Below are 22245 nucleotides of genomic sequence, written 5' to 3' on the forward strand. Positions count from 1 at the left end.
CTGCTCGCGCCGGTTGAACCTGAGCCTGTGCCGTAGCGGGCGCAGATTTCTATCCGGTTTTTTCCCTGAAAACCAGGAGAGCATGCGTTCTTTTTCCTTCAGGCGCGATTCCCGTAAAAAGACGGGTATAATTGCCCCGTTCATCTTACACACTGGAAAGAGAAGAGGGAGCACCATGCTGTTTTTCAACCCACGCTTTAACTTTGGAGAACTCAAATTTGCCTGCGACACCGCCGATATGCTGTTCAAAGTGTCGCACCTCAGCCAGGAAGAGCGCACCTTTACGTTCCTCAGCCCGGAACTGGAGATCAACGGAGAAAAGCGTGGACGTTTCGCTTTTCGTTCCGAAGGCGGACAGAGGACGCTCCCCAAAGGCTGGAATGAATTCGCCCTCCTGTTCATCTCCGCGGGCGAACCCGATATTTACCTGCGCCTCACCCTGCGCAGTTACTTCAAGTCCCCCATCCTGCGCATGAAAATGCGCTTCACCGCCTCCGCCCCCTGCCGGTTGACCCGATCGCAGGGCAAAGATGCGTTGACCTACTTCGGCGTGCAGATTCCCGAAGAGGGCATCGCCTCGCTGAACGAAGTGAGCCTCAGCCACTTCAACCCTCTGGCACGCCTCTATCAGCCCCATCTGGAGATGTTCGACCCCGCTGACGTGTTCGACGGGCAGACCTTCGCCGGTCCGCTGATGATTCTGGAAGGCGAAGAACGCGCCCTGCTGGTAGGCTACGAACACGGCGGCGATGCCCCGCAGTCCTTCCTGCGTTTTGTCCTGGAAGACACACCGGAACGCTCGGCGCTGTTCCTCAATGCTGTGGCGGGCAACTATCTGGACGGGCAGGAACTCGGTCCCGAACAGGCATTTGAAACCCCCTGGTTTGAGATAGGCGTCCTCCCCGGTGGGCTGACGGAGATGCTCCCGCGCTACCGCCGCTTCGTCATGAACGAAATCTGCCCCCACGCCGCCAGCCGCGAACTCCTGCTCACCTTCAGCGCCCCAGACGAGCCGCTTCCCGTGGATCGCCTTCTTCAGGAAGCCGAAGCCGCCCACCGCCTCGGTCTGGACGTGTTCATCGTGGACGCCGCGCGCCTGCCCGAAGACCTGCAAACCCTCCGCGCCAGGCTGGATGAATACGGCATGCGTCTGGGCGTGCGTCTGAACCCGCAAACACTGCCCGCCAGCCCCGAATGGCGCATGACGCAGGCGGGCGAAGCCCTCCCCGCAGTCGAAGGCAACCCTCCCCTGTGTCTGGTCTCGGCATATGCCGATCACCTCACCCGGACCATGATGCGCATGCGCGAGGAACTGGGCGTCACCGTCTTCCAGTGGACGGGCGTGAGTTTCGATGCCGCGTGCGACTCGCCCCTGCACCACCACGGAGATGAATCTCACACCCCGCAGGAACGCGCCGACACCTACCGCTTCCGCCTCATCTCTGCCCTGCAGAATGTGGTCGGGCAGGTTTGCGAGCGGTACCCCGAGGTGATCGTGGATCTGGACGTGTCTGCACCCAGCCGCCCCATGGGGCTGGGCTTCCTCGCCGCCGGACGCTACTGCCTGAGCGACTCCAGCGCCTCACCGGCACAGGCAAGCCGCCACGCCCTCAACTTTGATCCCTTCCTACCGGTCAGCCTTTTGCGCGCCCCCGTTCAGCCCACCGATGAGCAGTCTCTCGCCACCCTGGCGCTGGGCGGAAACGCCCTTCAGGGCAGTCTCAGCGCCCTCCCGGAGGAGACGCTGCGCCTCTGGGCAGACACGCTGACGCTCTACCGGCGCCTCCTCCCCGAGATCAGCGCCGCCTACCCACGCCGCCGCGGCTGGATCGGCTCCAGCCCTGAGGTGCATGAGAAAATCGCCGCCGACAAAGCCACAGGAGTGGTCTCCTTCTTCACCGTCACCGGCGGCACGTTTGTCCACCTCACCCAGCCCATGGATCTCTCCCAACTTGCGGAAGTGCGCGGCGCCGACGCCTGGGAGATGACCCATGACGGCAGGCTGAAACTCACCGTGAGGTTGCCCGACCACGGCGGGCGCGCTGTCTTCATCCTGCCTCGGCAGGAAGCCTGATTCAGCCAGACTCAAATCAAAGGCTGTCTGCGGGTGACCGTCAGACAGCCTTTTTATGTGGTGCCATCCCCCGCAAAACCGCCCTTTCCCCGTAAAAAAAACTGGCTTCTTCTTTTTCCTCTTCCATTCTTCAGTTTTGTGCCATAATCATCCCTGAAAGCAGGAGGTGAATGATGGAATATCGATTTTTAGGCAGAAGCGGGATGAAAGTCTCGGAACTGTGTCTGGGAGCGATGACCTTTGGACGCGAAACCCCGGAAGACGAGAGTTACGCCATTCTGGATCGCTTTGCAGAAGCGGGCGGCAACTTCATTGACACCGCCAATGTGTACAGCCGCGGCATCTCCGAAGAAATCGTCGGCAGGTGGCTCAAAGGCAAACGCCGCGAAGACTGGGTGATTGCCACCAAAGTGCGTTTTCCCATGGGCGAAGGCGTCAACGAGGTGGGATTGAGCCGCAAACACATCCTCGCGGCAGTGGAAGACAGCCTGCGCCGTCTGCAAACCGACACCATTGACCTGTATCAGGTGCACGCCTGGGACAGCGCCACCCCGCTGGAAGAAACCCTCTCCACCCTGAACCGGCTGGTAGAACAGGGCAAGGTGCGTTACATTGGTGCCAGCAACTACTCCGGCTGGCAACTACAAAAAGCCATTGACGTGAGCAAAATGCACAACTGGGAAGCCTTTGTCTCCCTGCAACCGCTCTACAACCTGCTGGACAGGGAACTGGAGTGGGAACTGGTGCCGGTATGCCGCAATGAAGGGCTTGCCATCCTGCCGTGGAGCCCTCTGCGCGGCGGCTGGCTGAGCGGGAAGTATCACCGCGGCATGGAAGCGCCCCCGCCCGGCTCGCGCGTGGACGAAGCCTCCCGCCAGCACTGGAGCGAAGCCTGGGAGAAATACAACACCGAACACACCTGGCGCGTGCTCGATACCCTCTACGCCATCGCTCAACGGCTGGGCAGGCACCCCGCCCAGGTAGCCCTGCGCTGGCTTCTGCAAAAACCCGGCGTCACCGCGCCCATCATCGGCGTGCGCTCGCTGGCACATCTGGAGACCAATCTGGGCGCAACCGGCTGGCAACTCAGCCCGGATGACATGGCAGAACTGGACGCTGTCAGCGCAAAAGACCTGCCCTACCCTTACTGGGTGAGCAACACCCCGCGGATGTAGTCCACCCGCCAGATGCCCGCGCCCGGCGAGGAAATTTGCACAGCCAGACAGGCTGATCTTCCCCTGCCGGGTGGGCATCAGACAGACAAAACGCGGCGGCACGAGAAGGTGCCACCGCACATCATTCATCCCGCTCTCAGGCGCTCTTCCTGCGCCGAAACGGCGTAAAAAACACCTTGGTCGCCTCGGCAACCACCGAGGGTATCAGAATAAGCGGCAGAATGTTTACCCACTGCGCCCAGCCCAGCGGTGCGGTCTCGAAAATCCCGTTCAGGAACGGCACATACACCACCCCCAGAATCAGCGCCAGCGAGAACAGCACGGCAAGGTTCATCCAGCGATTACTGAACACCCCCACCTTCAACAGAGGGTAGTACTCAGAGCGCGCCGTGTACGCCCTCAGCAGTTCGCTCACGCTCAGCGTCACGAACGCCATCGTCCCGGCGTAATGGACGTGCCGCGGGTCAGTGGAGCCGATCCAGAACGCCAGCAGGGTCGCCGCAGTGATGGCAACCGTCTGGAAGACAATTCCTCGAATCATAAACCCATTGATGATCGGCTCTCTGGGCGGACGCGGCGGCTGGTGCATGATGTCCGGATCACCCTTTTCGGTGCCCAGCGCCAGCGCCGGCGCGCCATCGGTGACCAGATTGAGCCACAGCAACTGCAGGGCCGTCAGCGGCGAGCGCCCCATGAACAGCGTCGAAAGGAAGATGATGGCAATCTCCGCCAGATTGCAGGACAGCAGGTAGTACACAAACTTGCGGATGTTGCTGTAGATGATGCGCCCCTGCTCGATGGCAGCCACAATGCTGGCGTAGTTATCATCCAGAAGCACCATGTCGGCGGTCTCTTTGGCAACATCGGTGCCGGTGATGCCCATGGACACGCCGATATCGGCACGCTTGATGGCGGGCGCATCGTTGACCCCGTCGCCGGTCATGGCAACCACCTCGCCGTTGGCGCGCAGTGCATCCACAATGCGCATCTTATGCTCCGGCGAGACGCGCGCGAACACATCGGTGCGCTCCACCTCGCGGATCAGCGTGGCGTCGTCCATCTCGTTCAACTGCGCCCCCGTCAGCACCCCATGTCCCGGACGGAGCAGGTGAATGCTCTCGGCAATGGCGCGGGCAGTGTTGGGATAATCGCCGGTGATCATGATGGTGCGGATGCCCGCCGTGCGGGCTTTCTCCAGCGCAGGCTGAACTTCCGGACGCGCCGGGTCAATCATCCCGATCAGCCCGACAAACACCAGGTCTTTTTCCAGTTCCTCGCTCTCAATTTCCTCCGGCAGAACCGGCACCAGCCGGTACGCCAGCCCCAGCACGCGCAGAGCGTCCTGCGTCATGGCATCGTTGGCGGCAAGGATTTGCGCCCGCATGGCATCGTCCAGCGGCGCGGGAGTATCATCCCGGCGCTGAATGTGCGTACACAGGTTTAGCACGATATCCGGCGCGCCCTTAACGGCAATGACGTACCAGTGGCGTTTCTCCCGGTTGTAAATGGGCGAACTGTCCTCCGGGATGACTTCTTCTATTTCGTGGATGGTCACCATGCGCTTGCGGGTCGAATCAAAGGGCACTTCCTGCTCGCGGGGATAGACATGCGCCAGATCCTGCTGCAAAATGCCTGCCTTGGCGGCGGCTACCAGCAAAGCCCCCTCGGTGGGATCGCCGATGATGCGGTAGGCAAATTTGCCGTTCTCGCCAATTTGCTCCAGCATGGCATCGTTGTTGAGTACGCCCACCCACAGCGCCGTGGTCACCGCGGGGTAGTCTTTCAAATCCACCCGCTCCCCGTTCAGCAGGAACTCCCCTTCAGGGTGATAGCCCCGACCGGTAATCTCGAAGGTATGACCGTCCACCCACAGGCGCGTGGCGGTCATGGCATTCTGCGTCAGCGTGCCGGTCTTGTCCGAGCAAATCACCGTGGCGGAACCCAGCGTCTCCACCGAAGCCAGTTTGCGGATGAGCGCATGGCGGCGCACCATCTCGCGCATCCCCAGCGCCAGGCTGATGGTGACAATGGCGGGCAAGCCCTCCGGTACCGCGGCAATTGCCAGACTGACGGCAATCATGAACAGATCCACCACCTGTTGAATCTGGAAGCCATCCGTTCCCAGTATGCGCACCAGCCCGACGATGAACACCAGCGCGCACACCGCCAGCGCCCCCCAGCCCAGCGTCCTGCCCAGTTCATCCAGACGGCGCTGAAGCGGCGTCTGCTCTTCTTCCATGCTCTGAAGCATGTCGGCAATCATGCCCAACTGGGTGCGCATCCCGGTTGCCACCACCACCCCACGCCCGCGTCCGTAAGACACCACCGTCCCCATGTAGGCGGTGTTCTTGCGGTCTCCCAGGGGTGCGTCCTCTGCCATCAGCACGGCGGCGCTCTTCTGCACCGGCACCGATTCGCCTGTCAGCGCGGCTTCTTCAATGCGCAAATTGACCGCTTCCAGCAGGCGCACATCCGCAGGCACGTAGTTGCCCGCTTCCAGAAAGACGATATCGCCCGGCACCAGTTCCCGCGCCGGAACCGCCACGCGTTTGCCGTCGCGCAGCACCTGCGCCTCCGGCGCCGCCATCTTCTTCAACGCCGCCAGGGCTTCCTGCGCGCGGCTTTCCTGCACCACCCCCAGCACCGCATTCAGCACCACAATGGTGAGAATGGCTCCGGCTTCCACCCATTCCCCCAGCACTGCCGAGATACCCGCCGCCACAATCAGCAGAATCACCACAAAATTGTTCAACTGCCCCATCAGCAGTTGCAGAAAGGTTGGGCGGGGCTTTTCCGCCAGTTCATTTGCGCCGTACTGCGCCAGTCGCCGCGTGGCTTCCTCACTGCTCAAACCGGTCTGTTCGGCAGTGCGGAGTTTTTGCAGGGTTTCGTAAGGGGAGAGCGCATGCCAGACAAAAGCAATCTCATCCGGCACGATTGAACGATAGGATGGTGTTGCCATGAAGGTCTCCTGTTAGCAGTCATCGTGCCTGTCTGTTTTTATCCAGACAGCGCTGAAAATTATAACCCCAAAGCGGGATTTTCTTTGCGCTTTAAAGAGCGTTCAGCGCCCGGCGGGCAATGCCCCGCAATTCATCGAAAGGAAGCAGCAGGAAAACCAGGATGTGAATCTGGAAGATCATATCGCCCACCTTCAGGGCGCTCTTCATGGCAATCGCGTAGATATTGGGATCTGCCGGGCTGATGAGATTTTCGGCAATGGCGCGCCCGCGCAGGTTGTAGTACATCCGCGGCAGGGCGAAGTGCATGCGCCTGCCGGTCTGTTTGCCCAGCATGGCAACGCAGGAATTGAGAATGACGTTGCCCACCTCATACAGGATAGACTGCTCATTTAAATCTTGAGACGCTCCGTTAAAAACTTCCCCGCCCAGCAGTTCCACCAGTTGCGCGCAGGACTGGTAGTCCATCATCATCATCGAGGTGCCCACCAGCCCCCCGCTGAAGCGCTGTTCCACCGCCGAACCGATGACCCCCATTTCTTTTTCCAGAAAATCAAAAATGCCCTGCCGGTCGAGAACCGCCACCTGCGCCAGTTCCATGAGAATGTGCCGGTTCACAATCCCCGAGAGCGTACCGGCGGCGCGCCCGCTGGCAATGTTCATCATCTCCCGCAGCACATCCAGTTCTTCAGGTGAAAGCAGTTCAGCGTCCTGCATCTCCGCCCCCGCCAGACGGCTCACTCCTGCACGAAAAGCGAACGCACCGCATTGACCAGCACCTCCGGCGAGACAGGCTTGTTCAGGAAGGCATCTGCTCCGGCATCCATCAGTTCTCTGCGGGTTTCGTCTTGAATATCGGCGGTGATGACGATGATTTTCAATTCCGGCTGCATGGACTTCAAATGCCCGATGAGTTCCAGCCCTTCCATGCCCGGCATGAGCAGATCCATGGTCACCAGATCGGGCTGACAGGTGGGCAGTTGTTCCAGCGCATCCATGCCGCTGGAGGCTTCCCACACCTCATGCCCTTCTTTTTCCAGCATGCGCTTTACCAGAGTGCGCGCGTAAGATGAATCGTCCACAATCAGAATTTTCGCCATCCTTCCCTCCCTCATAACTGCGCGGATTCTGCCAGCATGTTCAAAAAGCGTTCGCCCAGATCGGGGTCAAACTGCGTTCCCAGGTTCTCACGGATGATCTGCATGGCTCGCTCGCGCGGCAAGCCCCTGCGGTAGGGACGGTCGCTGGTCATGGCGTCGTAGGCGTCCACCAGCGCCAGAAAGCGCCCCTCGATGGGAATCTCATCTCCCTTGAGACCAAAGGGATAGCCCCTGCCATCCCAGCGCTCATGGTGATAGAGAATGTAAGGCGCCGCCGGAGCCAGGTGACTCACGCCCTTGAGGATGCGCGCCCCCGACATGGGATGCCGTTTCATCACCTCCATCTCCTCATCGGTGAGGGGAGCGGGTTTGTTGAGAATGTGTTCCGGTACCACTATTTTACCAATATCGTGTAAAAGCGCGCCAATCTCCAGGATCATCTTGATTTCCGGCGACCAGCCCAGATAATCGGCAAACGCCAGCGCCAGCGTCCGCACCCGATCCACATGTCCGCTGGTGGTCACGTCGCGTTCCTCGATGGCGGACGCCAGCATGACCACCGTTTGCAGGTGGGCTTCGCGGGTGGAGAAGAGCGAAATTTGCTCGCGGCGGCGCAGGCGCGCCTCCACCGCGGTGAGCAGTTCCTCGGCGCTGAACGGCTTAAACAGGTAATCATCTGCCCCCAGACGGCGGGCGTTGGACGTGTCGTAGCGTTCCGTGCGCGCGCTCATAAAGATGAACGGCACCAGCATGCCCTCCTCCATCTGCCGCACCGCCTCCAGCAGTTCAAACCCGTCCATGTTCGGCATCATGATATCCGACAGAATTAAATCCGGATGAAACAGCCGGAAGGCTTACAGTCCTTCCCTGCCGTTGGTTGCCGTCATTACCTCATATCCGGCATCGCTCAAAATATCGCGCACCACCTCCAGCAGAGCCAGGTCATCTTCAACCAGCAGGATTTTCACCGGGCGTTCCGGGCTGATCTGACTCATGTTCACCTCCGTTCAGTGCAATCTCAAAGCGATTGCGCCCGTTTTCCTTGGCGCGGTACAGGGCTTCGTCGGCACATTTGAGCAGGGCGGCAAGGTCGCGGGCATGCTGGGGGAAACAGGCAATTCCCACCGAAAGCGACAGGCGCGCGGGCAGTCCCTCCGGAAACGGAAGGGCGGCGTTCTTCTCGCGCACCCGCCGGATCAGACGCTCCGCCACCCGCTGCGCGCCGTCCTGGGTGGTCTCCGGCAACAGCAGGATGAACTCATCGCCGCCGTAGCGCGCCACTGTATCGAATTCCCGCAGGGAGCGTTTAAAAGTCTGCGCCAGGTCGGCAAGCAACCGGTCGCCCTCCTGATGTCCAAAGGTATCGTTGTAATCTTTGAAGTGATCCAGATCCACCATCAGCAGGGCAAAGGGACGCAGATAGCGGGCAGAACGCTCCAGTTCAGCGGTGGCAATCTCGAAGAATTTGCGGCGGTTGTAAATGCCCGTCAGGCTGTCGGTGGCGGCAAGAATCTGCTGTTCGCGGAAGGACAGCGCGTTCGCCAGCGCCATGCTCATCTGCGCGCCGATGACCTCCAGCAGTTCTTTTTCCTCAGCGGTAAACCGGCGCGCCGGGTCGCGGGTGAACAGTATCAGCGCTCCCAGCGGCTCGCCCCTGATGAACAGCGTCGAGTACAACAGTCCCTCGAAACCCTCAGCCTCGTACACCCGCCAGAAGAGGGTTTGATGGGGCGCGCGCAGGTCGTAAACGGCACCGGTAGCCCCGAAAGTCCGGATGACTTCCTGAACCCTTTCAGGCGGCAGGCTGTACACCTGTCGCAGATGTTCGCTGAGACCGTACCCCGCCAGAATGTGAAATTCCTCTTCCTGCGGCATTCTGCCCATAACCATCACCGCCTCCACGTGGAAAATGTCCGCCAGTTTCTCCACCGCCTGCCCGAGGATGGCTTCATAATTCAGATTCTGGTTGAGCAGAAAGGCAAACTGCACCATCAGTTCCAGGCGCCGGTTGGTCTCGCGCAGGCGCCGGGTGGTGAGGGTGTAATCGGTGATGTCGTGCGTGCTGAAGATGATACCGCTGATGGCACCATCGGCATCGTAAAGTGGATTGGCTTGCAGGGAAAGCCAGCGCTCCTGCCACGGTGCATGACAGGGAATATCCTCATGGTAACTCTTCAACACCCCGTCCAGCAGATTGCGGCAGATGCGCTCCCACTTGAGGCGCTCCGCGCCGCTGAAGGCGTCCAGCAGGGAACGTCCCTGCACCAGATGCGACAGCCAGCGTTCGCCGCCGTTTTCGCTGGCAAAGCGGTCCCATGCCGCATTGGCGTTGACCAGTTTCAAATCTCGGTCCACCGTGTAAATCACATCGCCGGTCTGATCCATCACCGCGCGGTAGTAGTTCTGCCAGCGCCGGACTTCGGTGTGCGTGCGGGCGTTGTGCAGTGCCGTCGCCGCCGCCCCGCCAATCAGTTCCAGCAGGTCAAGGTCCTGTCGGCTGAAAGCGTGCAGGCGTTCGCTCTCCACATCCAGCACGCCGATGACCTGCCCCGAAACCATCAGCGGCACCGCCATCTCCGAGAGGGTGGTGGGAATAAGAGTGTAGTAGCGGTGGTCCTGGCGGACATCGTGCACCAGCGCCGGGCGGGCATGGGCGGCAACCCACCCCGAAATGCCCTCACCCAGCCGCACCACCACCTCGCCCACGCCGATGCGTTCTTCCTCCATCCCGTCAGATGCCATCAGCACCAGTCTGGCTCCCTCACGCAGCAACAGGGTGGCAAACGAAGCCTGGAAGAAGCGGCGCACCTCCTGCACAATGGTGCGCATGCAGGCTTGAAAGTCCAGCGTGCGCAGTGAGGTTTCGATTTCCTGCAGGGTCTTCATTTTGGCAATCTCGCGCTTCAGGTCGTGCTCGCTGATCAGGCGTTCGGTGGCGTCCTGAATCAGAATCATCACCCCGCTGATTGCGTCGCGGTCGTACAGGGGCATCAGCGTGACCGATTGCGGCAGGGGCGCGCCGCGCTCGTTCTGCAACCGGAAGGCAATGGGATGAAAGCGGAAGGAAAGCGTCTGCGTGGTGCCGTTCTGCAGCGTATCCTCGAAACGGGGCAGAAGATATTCTTCCGCCTCACCGTCCAGCAGGTCCGGCAGGGAGGCGCCCTCCCACTCCCGCGACCGTTCCGCCAGACGCTCCTTCACCCAGCCGTTCAGGTGCACTACACGCAGTGCCCGATCGGTCAGGATGACGCCAAAAGGCACCCGCTCACAAAACGACAGGAAAATATGCGCCAGATCCGACTCAAAGGGCCAGGGGGTTTTCACCTTCATACCTCTTTAACCCTCTTCTTTCCACACCGGCAGGCACACAATTGCCCGCGTGCCTTTCCCCTCCTCGCTCTCCATGCGGATGGTGCCGTTCAGGCGATCCACCATCTCTTTGACAATGGACAGCCCCAGACCGGTGCCGGGCACCTGCAGTTTCCTGCCGGCGCTCCCACGGAAAAAGCGCTCAAAGAGGTGCGGCAGTTCCCCGGCAGGAATACCCACCCCTTCATCTTCAATCATCAGGCGCAGGAAGTGCGCTTCCTGCGGATCGCGCTGAACGGTGATGAAGATGTTCTTCCCTGCCGGCGTGTAGTTGATGGCGTTGGTGAGCAGATTGGTGACGATCTGCATCACAAAGCGCTTATCACCCGCGGCGGGCGGCAGGGCTTCTTCGCACTGGAAATGCAGGGTCAACCCGCGGCTCTGCGCCAGCATCCGCCGGTCTTCGACGATTTCATGCACAAACGGCGCCAGCGGCAGGGGCACAATTTCCATGCGGGTTTTGCCCAGATCCAGCCGCGAGATGGTCAGCAGGTCTTCCACCATGGCTTCCAGCCGGGCAGTTTCGCGGTTCAGCGCCGCCAGATAGCGCCCCACACGCTCCGGAGAAGCGCCGGGCAACTGCTCGGCGTACAGTTTGATGCTGGTCAGCGGCGTGCGCAGTTCATGGCTCACATTCGAAACAAACTCCGACTTCAGCCGATCCAGTTCCTTCAGCCGGGTGATGTCCTGCAGGGTACCGACATGCTCGAGCACCCTGCCTTCTTCATCATGCACCGGTGTAAGAGTCAGGACGGCATCCAGAGGCATGCCGTTGCGCCGCCGCCCGCGAACCTCTTTCTCCCAGCGCGGCGCCATCCCTTCCTGCGGCAGACTGGCAAGATACTCCGCAAACAGATTGCCCGTGTTTTCACCCAGCCAGAGCCAGGCGCCGTTTGCCAGCAACTCTGCCGGCGAATAACCGGTGATGTGCTCAAAAGCCGGGTTGCCGTACAGGAACGCCCCCTGCGGGTCGAGGACGAAAATGCCCTCTCCGGCGGCATCCAGCACCGCCTGGGTGCGCTCTTTCTCGGCGCGCAGTTGCGCCGTGCGCGCTTCCACCATCTCCGTCAGTTCCTCAGCGTGATGCTGAAGACGCTGATTGAGCATACCGCGGTGCAGGGCAATGGCAGCCTGGCTGGCAACACCCTGCAGGAGGGTGCGTTTGTCTTCCGCGGTAAAGAAATCTGCCCGACGACTGCCCCACACCAGCAGTCCGATGGGGTTTTCGCCCACCAGCAGGGGCGCCGCCGCCACGTCCTGAATGCCCTGCTCGTGCATCAATTTGCCCGGTATCTCCCTGCCGGAAGTAAACAGAACAACTTTCTCCTCCAGCACCTGCTGGAAGAGAGCACAATGGTCCACAGAGATGACCGTGCCGGGTGGATAAGACCACTCCCCAGCCCTCACCAGCGGTGGATTGCCCGCCAGAAGGGTGAGAGAATCGCCAGACACCGAAAACAGCCACACCAGGTCGGCATCCAGCGCGCTCTGAGCCCCTGCCAGAATATCGCTCTGCACGGCAGACATCTCCAGCGCGGCGGCAAACTGGGTGGAAATGTTCAGCAGGATGGCGCGCTGTTGAGACAGACGCACCGTTTGATCGTAGAGCAAAAGGTTTTCCAGCGTGGTGCCAATGCGGCTGAAGAAGGTCTGCACCAGAGTCATCACCTCTTCATCGCCGGGGATGGTGTCCAGATCAACGACACCTATCACACGACTGCCCGAGATGAGCGGGAAGCAGTAGATTTGCTCGCCGGTATAGCCGGGGATTATCTCTACCCGCGGGTCGCTCTTCACATCGGGGATGAAGACAGCCCGGCGCGTCTTGAACACGGTGGCAAACAGACCGGTGTGCACGCTGAGCGGAGTTTCTCTCAGCCTCTGAACCACAGTCTCAGGAACCCCTCTCAGCGCCAGCGGACGCAGAATTTCGTCCTTTTCCACCAGATACACCCCCCCGCGGCGCGCGTTCAGCAGGGCAAAAGACACATCCAGCACCACCTCGGCAACCGTCTGCAAACTGGGGCTGAAAGTCAGGCGCTGGCTGGCTTGATCAATGATCGCCAGCCGCCGGGCGGCACGTTCGCTGGCTTGAAAGCGCAGGGCGTTGTTCCATGCCACCCCCAGTTGCGTCGCCAGCGTCTCAATGAGGTCCTGGTCGCTCAGGGAAAAGGCATCTTCCTGCGGCGCTTCCACCAGAAGCACCCCGCGGATTTCGCCCCCCACCGTCACCGGCGCGCAGATTTCCGAACCCGGGTGAAAGCCGTTCCACGGCTGATAGTGCGGGTCGGTGCCGCACTGATTGCACAGGTAGGTTTTGCCGGTGCGCAGTACCACCCCGGCAACGCCCTGCCCTGCCGGAAAGCGCGCCCCGGGCTGGTCTTGAAGAGGGGCATGGCTGTACAGGGCTTCCAGCACCAGTTCCCCGCCCTTTACGTCCAGCGAAAACACCGCCGCCAGAGGGTAGCCCAGTTCATTCACCAGACTCTCCACCGTCAACTGGAACGCCCGCTGGGGGTCCAGACTGGCGGCAAGGCGCTGGCTGATGCGGTTGACCAGCGCCAGTTGTTCCACCTGCCTGCGGGTCTGGGCTTGCAGGCGCAGACGCTCGATGGCGCTGGCGCCCATCTGCGCCAGCGTCTGCCCTAACTGGCGGTCGGCAGTGCGGTAGCGCGCGGGCGGGGTGGAAACCAGCACCAGCACGGCTTCGACCTGCCCCTGCACCACCACCGGCACGAACAGCCCCGAGGGAGAGGGCAATTCTGCCCGCTGAAGGGCTTCTTTCATCACCGCTTCAGCGCCCTGAGCGGCGTACAGGTCGTACGCCAGCAGAGGGCTGTGCAGGCGGTACGCCTGCGCCGTGAGGGACTCCTCAATGGGAAAGAGCATCCCCGCGCAGTCGTGCAGGGCACCCAGGGCATACCGCACCAGCAAACCCTGCGGATCCGCCTGCGGTACCAGCAGCAGGGCGCTGTGCGCGTTCAGCGCCTGCGCACTGTGCACCAGCAAAACCTCCAGCACGTCCTGCGGCTGGGTGCTTTTCTGCAGAGCCTCCGAAAGCCGGTTGATCGCATCCAGTTCTGCTGTGCGCCGCTTCTCGGCGCGGCGCACAGCGCAGGTGTGCAGGGCATGGGCAACCGCGCTCGCCAGCGTCTGCAGGCGCTGGCGGGCTTCGCCCAGAAAACTGGAAGCCCAGGCACTTTCCAGATACAGCACCCCCAGAGGACGGTCCCTGTTGTGCAGCGGCAGTGCCAGCGCCGCCTGCGTGTGCGGATGGAAGGGACGGTAGCCCGGGGTGGCAAAGGCATTCAGGATGTGCAGAGGCGCACCCTTCAGGAACACTTCTTCCACAATCAGCGGTGGGGCAGGCGGCGGAACGCTGGCTTCGCCGTCCACGCTGGCAACCGCGGCGGGCTTCAGTTCATCTTCCTCATACAGGTACAGGTGCGCCAGCACCCCCCCACTGACGGTAAGTGCCTGCTCCACAATGACCTGCTCCGGCGAGACCATCTCCTCGTCCAGCACCGCCCGGCGGATGTCGTTCTGCGCCTGCAAAAGGCGAATTGTGTTGCGCAGTTCCTCTTCCACCACCAGACGGTCGCTGATATCCTGCACGGTTAAAATCACCCCGACCACTTCCTCGCCCTGAAAGAGCGGATACAACTGCCCGCTCTGCATCACCGGCGCGCCGTCTGCCGCAGGCAGGATGGTGCGGTGCAGTGCATTGGACAGCAAAAAAGGCGCCCCGGTCTCCAGAACATGCCGTACGGCTACTTCCAGCCCCGAAAGGCGCAACTCCGGAAAGACGTCAAAAAGACTGCGCCCCTGCACCTCTTCCTGCGTCTTGCCGGTCAGGTACACCAGCGGTTCGCTCCACTGGGTGATGGTTAAATCGGGAGAAAGGGTCAGAAAACCGATCATGGCAGGCTACTTCGGACTCTCCGGCGAGGGATCCAGCGCGGCGCTGAGGCGTTCCAGCGATTCCAGCCCCATGACCATGACCACATAGCCGCTGACACTGCCGTCGCTGGTTTCAAAGTAGGTCTTGACCACCAGCGTGTAGCGGATTTCGCTCCCGCCGATGTGGAGCGTCTGGAGCATATCGTGGACGGCTTCAATGTTCAGGCGCGGCACGGCAAAGAAAATCTTCACCTTCAGCAGGTTGCCCAGCGTACCGATAAATGCATTCAGCAGAATGTTGCCGATTTCGGTCAGGGCTTCGCGGTCGGATGAGGTCAGCGGGCGCGGCACGGGCGGTTCGCCGGTCAGCAGGTTGACCAGGATCGAGGCGCTCTCGTAATCCAGCAGCAGAATGGCGTCGCCGTTGATCGCCCCGCTGAAGATTTGATGCACCGAGGTGACTTCCGGGCTGAGGAAATTTAACTGGTGCGGCAGTTCTTCCAGCGGGTACAGGGCAATTTCTGGCGCTATCAGCACAATGCGCTGACGCACCAGCGCCGAGAGCGAAGCGGCGGCGCGCCCAAAGCCGATGTTGACCATCTCGGTCAGGGTATCCATTTGTTCAGCGGAAAGATGCATTTATCCCTCTCTTTCCAGTTCCGCAGACACCGCTTCGCGCAGGGTTTCCGGAACAATGGGCTTCTGGATGAAAGCGCACGCCCTCAGCCGCAGGGTTCCTGCTGGCTGTATTCCTGCACATCCGCCGAGCAGACGATCACCTTTGCCGAGGGCTGAATGGCTTTCAACTGCGCCAGCATCTCCAGCCCGTTCATCCCGGGCATGGTCAGGTCGAGGATGACCAGTTCGGGCTTTTCCAGAAAGTAAATCTCCAGCCCGCTCAGCCCATCGGCGGCTTCCAGATATTCGTAGCCGTCTCCCAGGGCCTGTTTGAGGGTATTGCGGGCGTAGCGCGAGTCGTCAATGAGCAAAATTCGGGTCATAGATGCCGGTTGCCTCCTCTGCTACACCATCTTCAAAATGGCTTCCGCCATGCCCTGCAGGGGCACAGTGAAATCTGCCAGTCCGGCTTCGATTACGGCGCGCGGCATACCGTACACCACGCAGGATTCCTGCGCCTCGGCAATGATGGTTCCGCCCTGCGCTTTAATCCATGCCGCGCCAGACGCACCGTCGTTGCCCATGCCGGTCATGATAATCCCCAGCAGGCGCCTTCCGTACACGTCTGCCGCCGATTTGAACAGCACATCCACCGAGGGACGGTGGGGCGTATCCAGGGGGCGCAAACTCAGCGCCGCCACCACCCTGCCGTCCAGCGTGCGCCGCAGGCTCAAGTGCTGTCCGGCAGGAGCCAGCAAAACCCTGCCGGGTCGCATCTCGTCACCCTCGGCGGCTTCGATGACCTCCAGACGGCTGATCTCGTTCAGGCGGGCGGCAAACAGCGCCGTGTACCCCACCGGCATGTGCAGCACCACCGCCATCGGCACAGGCAGATCGGCGGGCAGGGCGGGGATCAACTGCGCCAGCGCCTGCGGACCGCCGGTGGAAATGCCCAGCACCACCGCATCCACCTGCCCGGTGCGCGGCACAGGCGCCGGCAAAGGCGCCGCAGGGATGGCAACCGCTGTGGAAATGCGCTCCGGCTGGATATTCGCCGCCGTTTTCACTTTGGCGATGAGGTCTTCCTGAATTTCATACACCCGTTCCGAAGCCAGCGCGGTGGGCTTCTGCACAAAGTCCACCGCCCCGCTCTCCATGGCTTGCACCACCAGTTCGCCATTTTCGCTGGCAATGCTCACCACAATGACGGGCAACACCCGGCGCTTCATCTGCTCTTTCAAAAAGCCGATGCCGTCCATCTCCGGCATGATTAAATCCAGTGTGACCACGTCGGGCTGCAGAATGGCAACCTTTTCCAGCGCGTCCCTGCCGTTGCGGGCAGTACCCACCACCTGAATCTGCGGGTCGCGCGTGAGCATTTCGCTCACCACCTTGCGAATGTATGCCGAATCATCCACAACCAACACGCGAACAGGTCTGGCGTTCATCTTTCTATGCGTCCCCTTTTTCCTGTTTGACGTATACGAAAGCGCGGTGCAGTTCACGCAGTTCGAAGCGGGTGGAAATGCGCAGTAAACTTTCCGCCGCGCCTAAAAAAAGATACCCCGGGTTATGCAGAGCCTGATAAAAGCATTGCGCCGTGCGGGTGATGGAGGGAACATCAAAGTAAATGAAGACGTTGCGGCAAAAGATGAGGTCGAATCCCTGCATGCTCTGCATTCCCGCTTCGTCCATCAAATTCAGGTACCTGAATTGTACCTTTTTAAGAAAATCTTCGTGAATCTGAAAATGCTGGCTTTGCACTTCTGTAAAGTACTTTTCCCGTAAATGGGGGGGCAAAACCCGGAACGAACGCATGCCGTACACACCCCGCCGCGCCACGTTCAGCGAGGTCTCATCAAAATCGGTGCCGATAATCTCAATCCGATCCCAGTCCACGGCGCCGTTCTCACGCACTGCCATGGCAAGCGAGTACGGCTCCTCGCCGGAGGCACAGGCGGCATGCCACACCCGCACCACCCGACCCGGCGACTGCGCCTGCAGGGCGGGAATCAGGTGGTTTGCCGCCGCAAGGATTTGATCCACCTCGCGCCAGAAGTAGGTTTCCCGCACCGCCAGCGCGCTCTGCACCCGCTTCCACAACTCCTCATTGCCCGAATTGTACTTGAGCAGGTAGTACAGGTCGAAAAAAGAATCCATGCCCTCCTCCACCAGAAGAGGGTACAGGCGATCCTGCAGGATGGTGCGCTTTTCCGGGGTGTACTCCAGCCCCAGCCGCTGACGAATCAACTCGCTCAGCAGAGCAAACAGATCCTCAGGCAGCGTGATGGTTTCACCCAGCGGTCGCAGCATGCCATCCTCCATTAAAGCGAGGGTTGCAGAAAGCGATTGATTAACATTCGCAGGGCAGGATTGGGTTCGGCGCGCGCCATCTGGCGCAGCACCGGCGCCGCCCGTTCACTGCCCAGATCCAGAAGCGCCAGCATGCTGGCAAGACGCACCTCGGTGTGCGGGTGCTGAATCAGGCGAATGAGCGTCTCGATGGCAGCGGACGTATGCATGCGGTGACAGACCTCCACAATTGCCAGACGCACCGCCAGCGGCAAAACCGGCGAGTACAGGTGGCGCTCCAGCAGAGGCAGAATGCCATCGCCCATGCCTGCCAGCGCGCGGATGGCACTCTCGCGGGTCTCAAAGGGGGTGAGGAAATCCATCAACACCAGCGCGGCGCGTTCACTGCCGGTTGCGGCAAGCGCCTGCAGGGCATCCTCACGGGTTTCGCGGTTCTTTGCCAGTTCGCTCAGGCGGTCAATGACTTCCTCGCTGGAAAAATGTCCCAGCGCCTGAATGGCTTCACGGCGGATTTCGGAGTGCGGCGACCTGCTCGCCTGAATCAGCAAAGGCACTGCCTCAGGGTCGCCCTGCTCGCCCAGCACCCGCACCGCCCGCAGGGTCACATCGGGCTCAAAATCCTCAAGGCACGGGCGCAGCACTGCCGTCAGTGGACGGCTGGCATACATCCCCAGCGCTTCCACCGCAAAGGCGCGCACGGCGGGATGCTCGTCACGGCTCAACGCCATGAAATCCTCGAAGGCAAGCGGCGATCGCAGAGCAGCAAGCGAACGGCACGCCGCCAGTCGGATGCGCGCATCGGGATGATGAACCTCCTCCCGCAGAATGGAAAGCGCCAGCGGCTCGGGAGCATGCGCCAGCGCCCGCAGGGCAGACTGCCGCAGATGAAAACGCGGCGAACGCGCGCACTCCAGCAGAAGACCCGTGACGCGCTCATCCTCAAAGTACGGCAAACTCTCCACAATGGCGCGCTGAACCACCTCGGTCTCGCCCTCAAAGCGGGCAAGCAGGGCATCCAGCGCTTCAGGGTCGCCGAAGTAACCCAGCGTGCGCACTGCCGCCTCACGCGTCCAGTGATCTTCGCTGTCCAGCAGGGGCAGAATCAGGCGGGTGTGTTCGGGGTGTCCCAGCGAGTTGAGCGCGGCAATGATATTCTGACGCACCACCGGGGAAGGGTGCCCCAGATGCTGAGTCAGGGGTAAAAAGGCGCTCAAATCGCCAATCTTTGCCAGCACTGCCGCCGCCAGCGAGACAATGCGGTCGTCTTCCTCATCCAGCAGAGCCACCAGTGCGGGAACGGCTTGCCTGCCCGCCGCCTGCCCGAGGGCGCGCAATCCCAGAATGCACACTTCCGGGTCAGGGTGTTGCAGGGTGGTGATCAGATACGGCGCGGCAGGCTTCCCGCCCATGCGCAGGGCTTCGATGGCGGTCTCGCGAAGCACAGGGGTTTCCAGAAGCAGTGCCAGCGCCCGCATGACATCCTCCCGCAGGGCATCCTGCGTGCCGGGCGCCACCGTCGAAGCCAGCCACCAGCCCGTCACCGTCACCAGAGCGCGGTAGGTGGGGGTGGCGCGCTGAGGCAAGCGCCTCTCAGCCACCTGTTGAAGAAAGGGGAAGATTTTTTCGGGAAACAGGTCGCCCAGGTGAGCGATGATGAAATCCTGCACCGCTTTTTGATGCCCGTACCGTTCGCCACAGCATTCCGCCAGATTCACCAGCGCAGGCAGAGCGATCATCCAGTCGCCGTGAGGGCTTTTCATCCAGTCCAGGATGGGCAGAATGGCGGTGGTATTGCCCAGTTCGCCCAGAGCATTGACGGCGGCGGGCGCCAGTTCGGGAATCTCCAGCAAATCCAGCAGGGAGGGCAGGATGAGCGGGGTGTTCATTTGAATCAGGGCTTCCACGGCGGGATACGCCAGGTAAAAGTTGCCGCTTCGGGCAAGGCGGGTCAGCGGCTGAATGGCTTCCAGCGCCCGCAATTGACCCAGCGCCACAATGGCGTTGAACTGCACGTTGGGGTCAGAATCGTCCAGCGCCTGAATGAGCGCCGAAATGGCGCGCTCATCCTGCAGGGAACCCAGCACCTGCACGGCATAGGTACGCACCTCGGGACTGGGGTCGGCGCACAGGGAAATGATGCCAGGCAGGACGTCGTACTTCATCTCCGTCAGGATTTGCAGAGCGGCGTTAAGCGCGTTGATGTCGCGGTGCTGCTGGCGGATAACCTCCAGCAGGTGCGGGATGAGGGCTTCATCCTGTGCCGCAATCAGGGCTTCCACCGCTCTGCGGCGTTCCTGCCAGTTTGAGGAAAACAGACCTTCCAGCGAAAGCGAATCCATAGACACCTGTTCAGCCTCTTGAGATTATTCTCTGGTGGTGCGGCGCGTCGATCGCGCGGCGGGCGGGTTCAAACGGCTCTCCAGTTTGTACAGCGCGTTGACCAGATAATTCGCCGAGTCGGTTTGCTCCTTGTTCAGGCGGGCAATCATGCTGATCTGGCGGCTGATGTCGCGGGTAGCCGTGCTGATTTCCTGCGCCGCCTGGGCTTGCTCTCCCATGGCTCGGTTGATCTGATCCGTGTTCACGCGGATGTTTTCCATCGCCGCGGCAATCTGCGTGGTCGCCGCCGCCTGCTCGGACGAGGCTTTGGTTATCTGTCCCACCAGTTGATTGACACGGTTGGACTCTTTGGTGAGCAAATCCATGCCCAGGTTGATCTCCTGCAGGGCGCGGGCGGTGGACTGCGCTCCCTTGCGGATGGATTCTACCGCCGCAACCAGTTGATCGGTGCCGTGGGCTTGCTCGCTCATCGAACGCGAGACCAGCCCCGTCAGGCGGGAAATTTCCTGCGTGGCGCGCACAATCTCGCGCGCCGCCGTGGACTGCTCGTTCATCGCCTGCACCACCTGATCGCTGGCTTTCTTGACGTTATTCACCGCCAGCACAATGGTCTGGGCGACCTTGTTTTGCTCGGCGGTTGCCTGGGCAATCTGGCGCACCTGTACATTAACCGTATTGACCTCGTTAAGGGCATTGGCGCTGGCGCTCACCTGTTCTTCGGTGGCGCGGTTCACCTGCTCCATGTACGAATGGGTCTCGCTGAAGGCGTCCAGAATCTGCCGCAGTCCGCGGGCGGCTTCCTCGGCGAGACTGGCGCTCTCATCGGTCACCCGCAGATTCTCGCCGGTAATGCTCACCGCTTCCTGTGCCGCCGACTGCAGGGCGCGGATGATGGCGGCAATCTCGGCGGTGGCTTTGGCGGAACGATCCGCCAGATTGCGGATTTCCTCCGCCACCACGGCAAAGCCGCGTCCCGCCTCACCCGCGCGGGCGGCTTCGATAGAAGCGTTCAGCGAAAGCAGGTTGGTGCGTTCGGCAATCAAACTGATCGTGTCCACGATACTGCCGATTTCCTCGGCGCGCTTGCCCAGATTTTTAATCACATTGGTGGCGTTCTGGGTGCTCTCGCGCACCTTGCCCATGCTGGTAATGGACTTCTGCACCGAAGCCGCACCCACCTCGGCATCGCGGCTGGCGCGGGTAATGATTTCGGACACCTGCTTTGCCAGCGAAGCCGTGGAACGCACCGAACGATCCAGTTGCTGAACGGCAGCCGCCGCCTGCGTGGAAGCGGTGTTAATTTGCTCAGCATTGCCCGCCACCTGATTAATGGACGCCGCCATCTCATTGATGGACGTGGAAATCTCGTCCACCGAACCCGCCACCTTGCCCATGGTGGCAGTCACCTCTTCAATGGACGCCGCCATCTCGTTAATCGAGGCAAACGTCTGCTCACTGGATGCCGCCAGATCCTGCGCGTTCTGCGCCACGCTCTGGATGGATTTGCTCATCTCTTCCAGACTGGCGGCAGTTTCGTTCACGCTGGACGCCAGATTGTCGGTATCGCCGGAAATGCTCCTCAGGTTGCCCGAAATCTGCGTGATGGACGCGGCGCTCTGGTTCGACGAGGTCGCCAGTTCGGAGGCAATATCCGCCAGATTGCGGCTCACCCGCGAGATTTCCTCCACCGAGGCGGCGGTTTCCATCGTGGCGGTTGCCAGATTGTTTGTCATCCCGCCTACCTGCTGAATGGAGGCGGTGGTTTCCTCAATGCTTGCGCTTAACTGCTGCGCCGATGAGGCAATGGCTTCGGTCTGCGTAACGGTTTCCTTCAGCGAAGCCGAAATTTCATTGGCGGTGCTTAAAACGGCTTCAAAACTCACGTCATTTACGGGTAGTGCAGTCATGGGGTTTCTCCTCCAATTCTTTCAGGGTGTGGTTGGTGTCTGAGTTAAGCGGGCTTTTTCATCGGGCGAGAGGATTTCCTCCAGATTGAGAATCAACACGAGGCGTCCCTGATGGGGAATCACCCCCGCCACAAAACGGTTGCCCTCCGCCTGCAGGGCGGGCGGAGGCGGTTGAATCTGCTCACTGTCCAGGCGGACAAATTCCCGTGCCGAGTCCACTGCCATACCCACCAGCCGATCGCCCATCTGCACCACAATCAGGCGGGCTTGCAGGTCGTAGGGAATGCGCTCCAGCCCAAAACGGACGCGCAGGTTCACCACCGGCAGGACTTTGCCGCGCAGGTACACAATGCCATCCACAAAGGCGGGCACATTGGGCACGCGGGTAATCTGTTCAATCATCTCCATCTGCTGGATGTGATCGGACAGCACGCCGTAGGTGGTATCGGCAACGGTAAACAGGATGTAGGGTTCCAGTTTGGGCATAGA

16 protein-coding genes are annotated in these 22245 nt (G+C 61.0%); 2 read left to right on the plus strand and 14 right to left on the minus strand.

What is annotated here, in order from left to right; all coding sequences use genetic code 11:
- The first annotated feature begins 175 nt into the window (after window positions 1-175).
- A complete protein-coding gene (locus tag LHF31_RS07425) occupies window positions 176-2074 on the plus strand; it encodes a hypothetical protein (RefSeq protein ID WP_303774004.1) in 1899 nt (632 codons plus the stop codon).
- A 173-nt stretch (window positions 2075-2247) separates the two neighbouring features.
- Entirely contained in the window at window positions 2248-3249 is a 1002-nt protein-coding gene (locus LHF31_RS07430) for an aldo/keto reductase (protein WP_333657301.1), read from the plus strand.
- A 136-nt stretch (window positions 3250-3385) separates the two neighbouring features.
- Here LHF31_RS07430 and LHF31_RS07435 read toward each other — a convergent pair whose 3' ends face one another.
- The 14 genes from LHF31_RS07435 to LHF31_RS07500 form a co-directional block, all read right to left on the minus strand.
- Window positions 3386-6211: a cation-translocating P-type ATPase gene (locus tag LHF31_RS07435; RefSeq protein ID WP_303774005.1), complete on the minus strand. Its 2826-nt coding sequence runs from the start codon at window positions 6209-6211 to the stop codon at window positions 3386-3388.
- 91 nt (window positions 6212-6302) lie between these two features.
- The gene (locus tag LHF31_RS07440) at window positions 6303-6950 is read right to left on the minus strand and encodes a chemotaxis protein CheC (protein ID WP_298005589.1); all 648 of its coding nucleotides are present in this window, start codon (window positions 6948-6950) and stop codon (window positions 6303-6305) included.
- Window positions 6947-7309 (minus strand): response regulator transcription factor, encoded by a 363-nt coding sequence (locus tag LHF31_RS07445; RefSeq protein WP_298005591.1) that lies wholly within the window; start codon window positions 7307-7309, stop codon window positions 6947-6949. Before LHF31_RS07445 ends, LHF31_RS07440 begins: the two co-directional genes overlap by 4 nt.
- An 11-nt stretch (window positions 7310-7320) precedes the next feature.
- Entirely contained in the window at window positions 7321-8154 is an 834-nt protein-coding gene (locus LHF31_RS07450) for an HD-GYP domain-containing protein (RefSeq protein WP_369685048.1), read from the minus strand.
- A gap of 9 nt (window positions 8155-8163) precedes the next feature.
- Window positions 8164-8304 (minus strand): hypothetical protein, encoded by a 141-nt coding sequence (locus tag LHF31_RS07455; protein WP_303774007.1) that lies wholly within the window; start codon window positions 8302-8304, stop codon window positions 8164-8166.
- A complete protein-coding gene (locus tag LHF31_RS07460) occupies window positions 8258-10639 on the minus strand; it encodes a diguanylate cyclase (RefSeq protein WP_303774009.1) in 2382 nt (793 codons plus the stop codon). Before LHF31_RS07460 ends, LHF31_RS07455 begins: the two co-directional genes overlap by 47 nt.
- A 6-nt stretch (window positions 10640-10645) precedes the next feature.
- Window positions 10646-14599, minus strand: a complete 3954-nt coding sequence (locus tag LHF31_RS07465; protein WP_303774010.1) for a GAF domain-containing protein — start codon at window positions 14597-14599, stop codon at window positions 10646-10648.
- A gap of 6 nt (window positions 14600-14605) precedes the next feature.
- Window positions 14606-15217: a hypothetical protein gene (locus LHF31_RS07470; protein WP_298005605.1), complete on the minus strand. Its 612-nt coding sequence runs from the start codon at window positions 15215-15217 to the stop codon at window positions 14606-14608.
- Between the two features lie 83 nt (window positions 15218-15300).
- Window positions 15301-15579, minus strand: coding sequence for a response regulator transcription factor (locus tag LHF31_RS07475; RefSeq protein WP_298005608.1), 279 nt, complete (start codon window positions 15577-15579; stop codon window positions 15301-15303).
- Between the two features lie 21 nt (window positions 15580-15600).
- Window positions 15601-16644 carry a chemotaxis response regulator protein-glutamate methylesterase gene (locus LHF31_RS07480; protein ID WP_303774012.1) on the minus strand — a complete coding sequence of 348 codons (1044 nt, stop codon included), beginning with the start codon at window positions 16642-16644 and terminating at the stop codon, window positions 15601-15603.
- A 4-nt stretch (window positions 16645-16648) separates the two neighbouring features.
- Window positions 16649-17509, minus strand: coding sequence for a protein-glutamate O-methyltransferase CheR (locus tag LHF31_RS07485; protein ID WP_303774014.1), 861 nt, complete (start codon window positions 17507-17509; stop codon window positions 16649-16651).
- A gap of 11 nt (window positions 17510-17520) precedes the next feature.
- The gene (locus LHF31_RS07490; protein WP_298006942.1) at window positions 17521-19848 is read right to left on the minus strand and encodes a HEAT repeat domain-containing protein; all 2328 of its coding nucleotides are present in this window, start codon (window positions 19846-19848) and stop codon (window positions 17521-17523) included.
- 24 nt (window positions 19849-19872) lie between these two features.
- Window positions 19873-21756: a methyl-accepting chemotaxis protein gene (locus LHF31_RS07495; protein ID WP_298006939.1), complete on the minus strand. Its 1884-nt coding sequence runs from the start codon at window positions 21754-21756 to the stop codon at window positions 19873-19875.
- 21 nt (window positions 21757-21777) lie between these two features.
- Complete coding sequence (locus tag LHF31_RS07500) at window positions 21778-22242, minus strand: chemotaxis protein CheW (protein WP_298006936.1); 465 nt, start codon at window positions 22240-22242, stop codon at window positions 21778-21780.
- Between the last annotated feature and the right edge of the window lie 3 nt (window positions 22243-22245).

Source organism: Anaerolinea thermophila, from assembly GCF_020723905.1.
Lineage (GTDB): Bacteria > Chloroflexota > Anaerolineae > Anaerolineales > Anaerolineaceae > Anaerolinea > Anaerolinea thermophila_A.

Excerpts from the sequence above, each read along its gene's own strand:
- LHF31_RS07495 (WP_298006939.1), bottom strand. The coding sequence starts at position 21,756 with ATGACTGCACTACCCGTAAATGACGTGAGTTTTGAAGCCGTTTTAAGC.
- LHF31_RS07425 (WP_303774004.1), top strand. The coding sequence starts at position 176 with ATGCTGTTTTTCAACCCACGCTTTAACTTTGGAGAACTCAAATTTGCC.
- LHF31_RS07460 (WP_303774009.1), bottom strand. The coding sequence starts at position 10,639 with ATGAAGGTGAAAACCCCCTGGCCCTTTGAGTCGGATCTGGCGCATATT.
- LHF31_RS07430 (WP_333657301.1), top strand. The coding sequence starts at position 2,248 with ATGGAATATCGATTTTTAGGCAGAAGCGGGATGAAAGTCTCGGAACTG.
- LHF31_RS07485 (WP_303774014.1), bottom strand. The coding sequence starts at position 17,509 with ATGCTGCGACCGCTGGGTGAAACCATCACGCTGCCTGAGGATCTGTTT.
- LHF31_RS07480 (WP_303774012.1), bottom strand. The coding sequence starts at position 16,644 with ATGAACGCCAGACCTGTTCGCGTGTTGGTTGTGGATGATTCGGCATAC.
- LHF31_RS07500 (WP_298006936.1), bottom strand. The coding sequence starts at position 22,242 with ATGCCCAAACTGGAACCCTACATCCTGTTTACCGTTGCCGATACCACC.
- LHF31_RS07455 (WP_303774007.1), bottom strand. The coding sequence starts at position 8,304 with ATGAGTCAGATCAGCCCGGAACGCCCGGTGAAAATCCTGCTGGTTGAA.
- LHF31_RS07475 (WP_298005608.1), bottom strand. The coding sequence starts at position 15,579 with ATGACCCGAATTTTGCTCATTGACGACTCGCGCTACGCCCGCAATACC.
- LHF31_RS07445 (WP_298005591.1), bottom strand. The coding sequence starts at position 7,309 with ATGGCGAAAATTCTGATTGTGGACGATTCATCTTACGCGCGCACTCTG.
- LHF31_RS07435 (WP_303774005.1), bottom strand. The coding sequence starts at position 6,211 with ATGGCAACACCATCCTATCGTTCAATCGTGCCGGATGAGATTGCTTTT.
- LHF31_RS07465 (WP_303774010.1), bottom strand. The coding sequence starts at position 14,599 with ATGATCGGTTTTCTGACCCTTTCTCCCGATTTAACCATCACCCAGTGG.
- LHF31_RS07470 (WP_298005605.1), bottom strand. The coding sequence starts at position 15,217 with ATGCATCTTTCCGCTGAACAAATGGATACCCTGACCGAGATGGTCAAC.
- LHF31_RS07490 (WP_298006942.1), bottom strand. The coding sequence starts at position 19,848 with ATGGATTCGCTTTCGCTGGAAGGTCTGTTTTCCTCAAACTGGCAGGAA.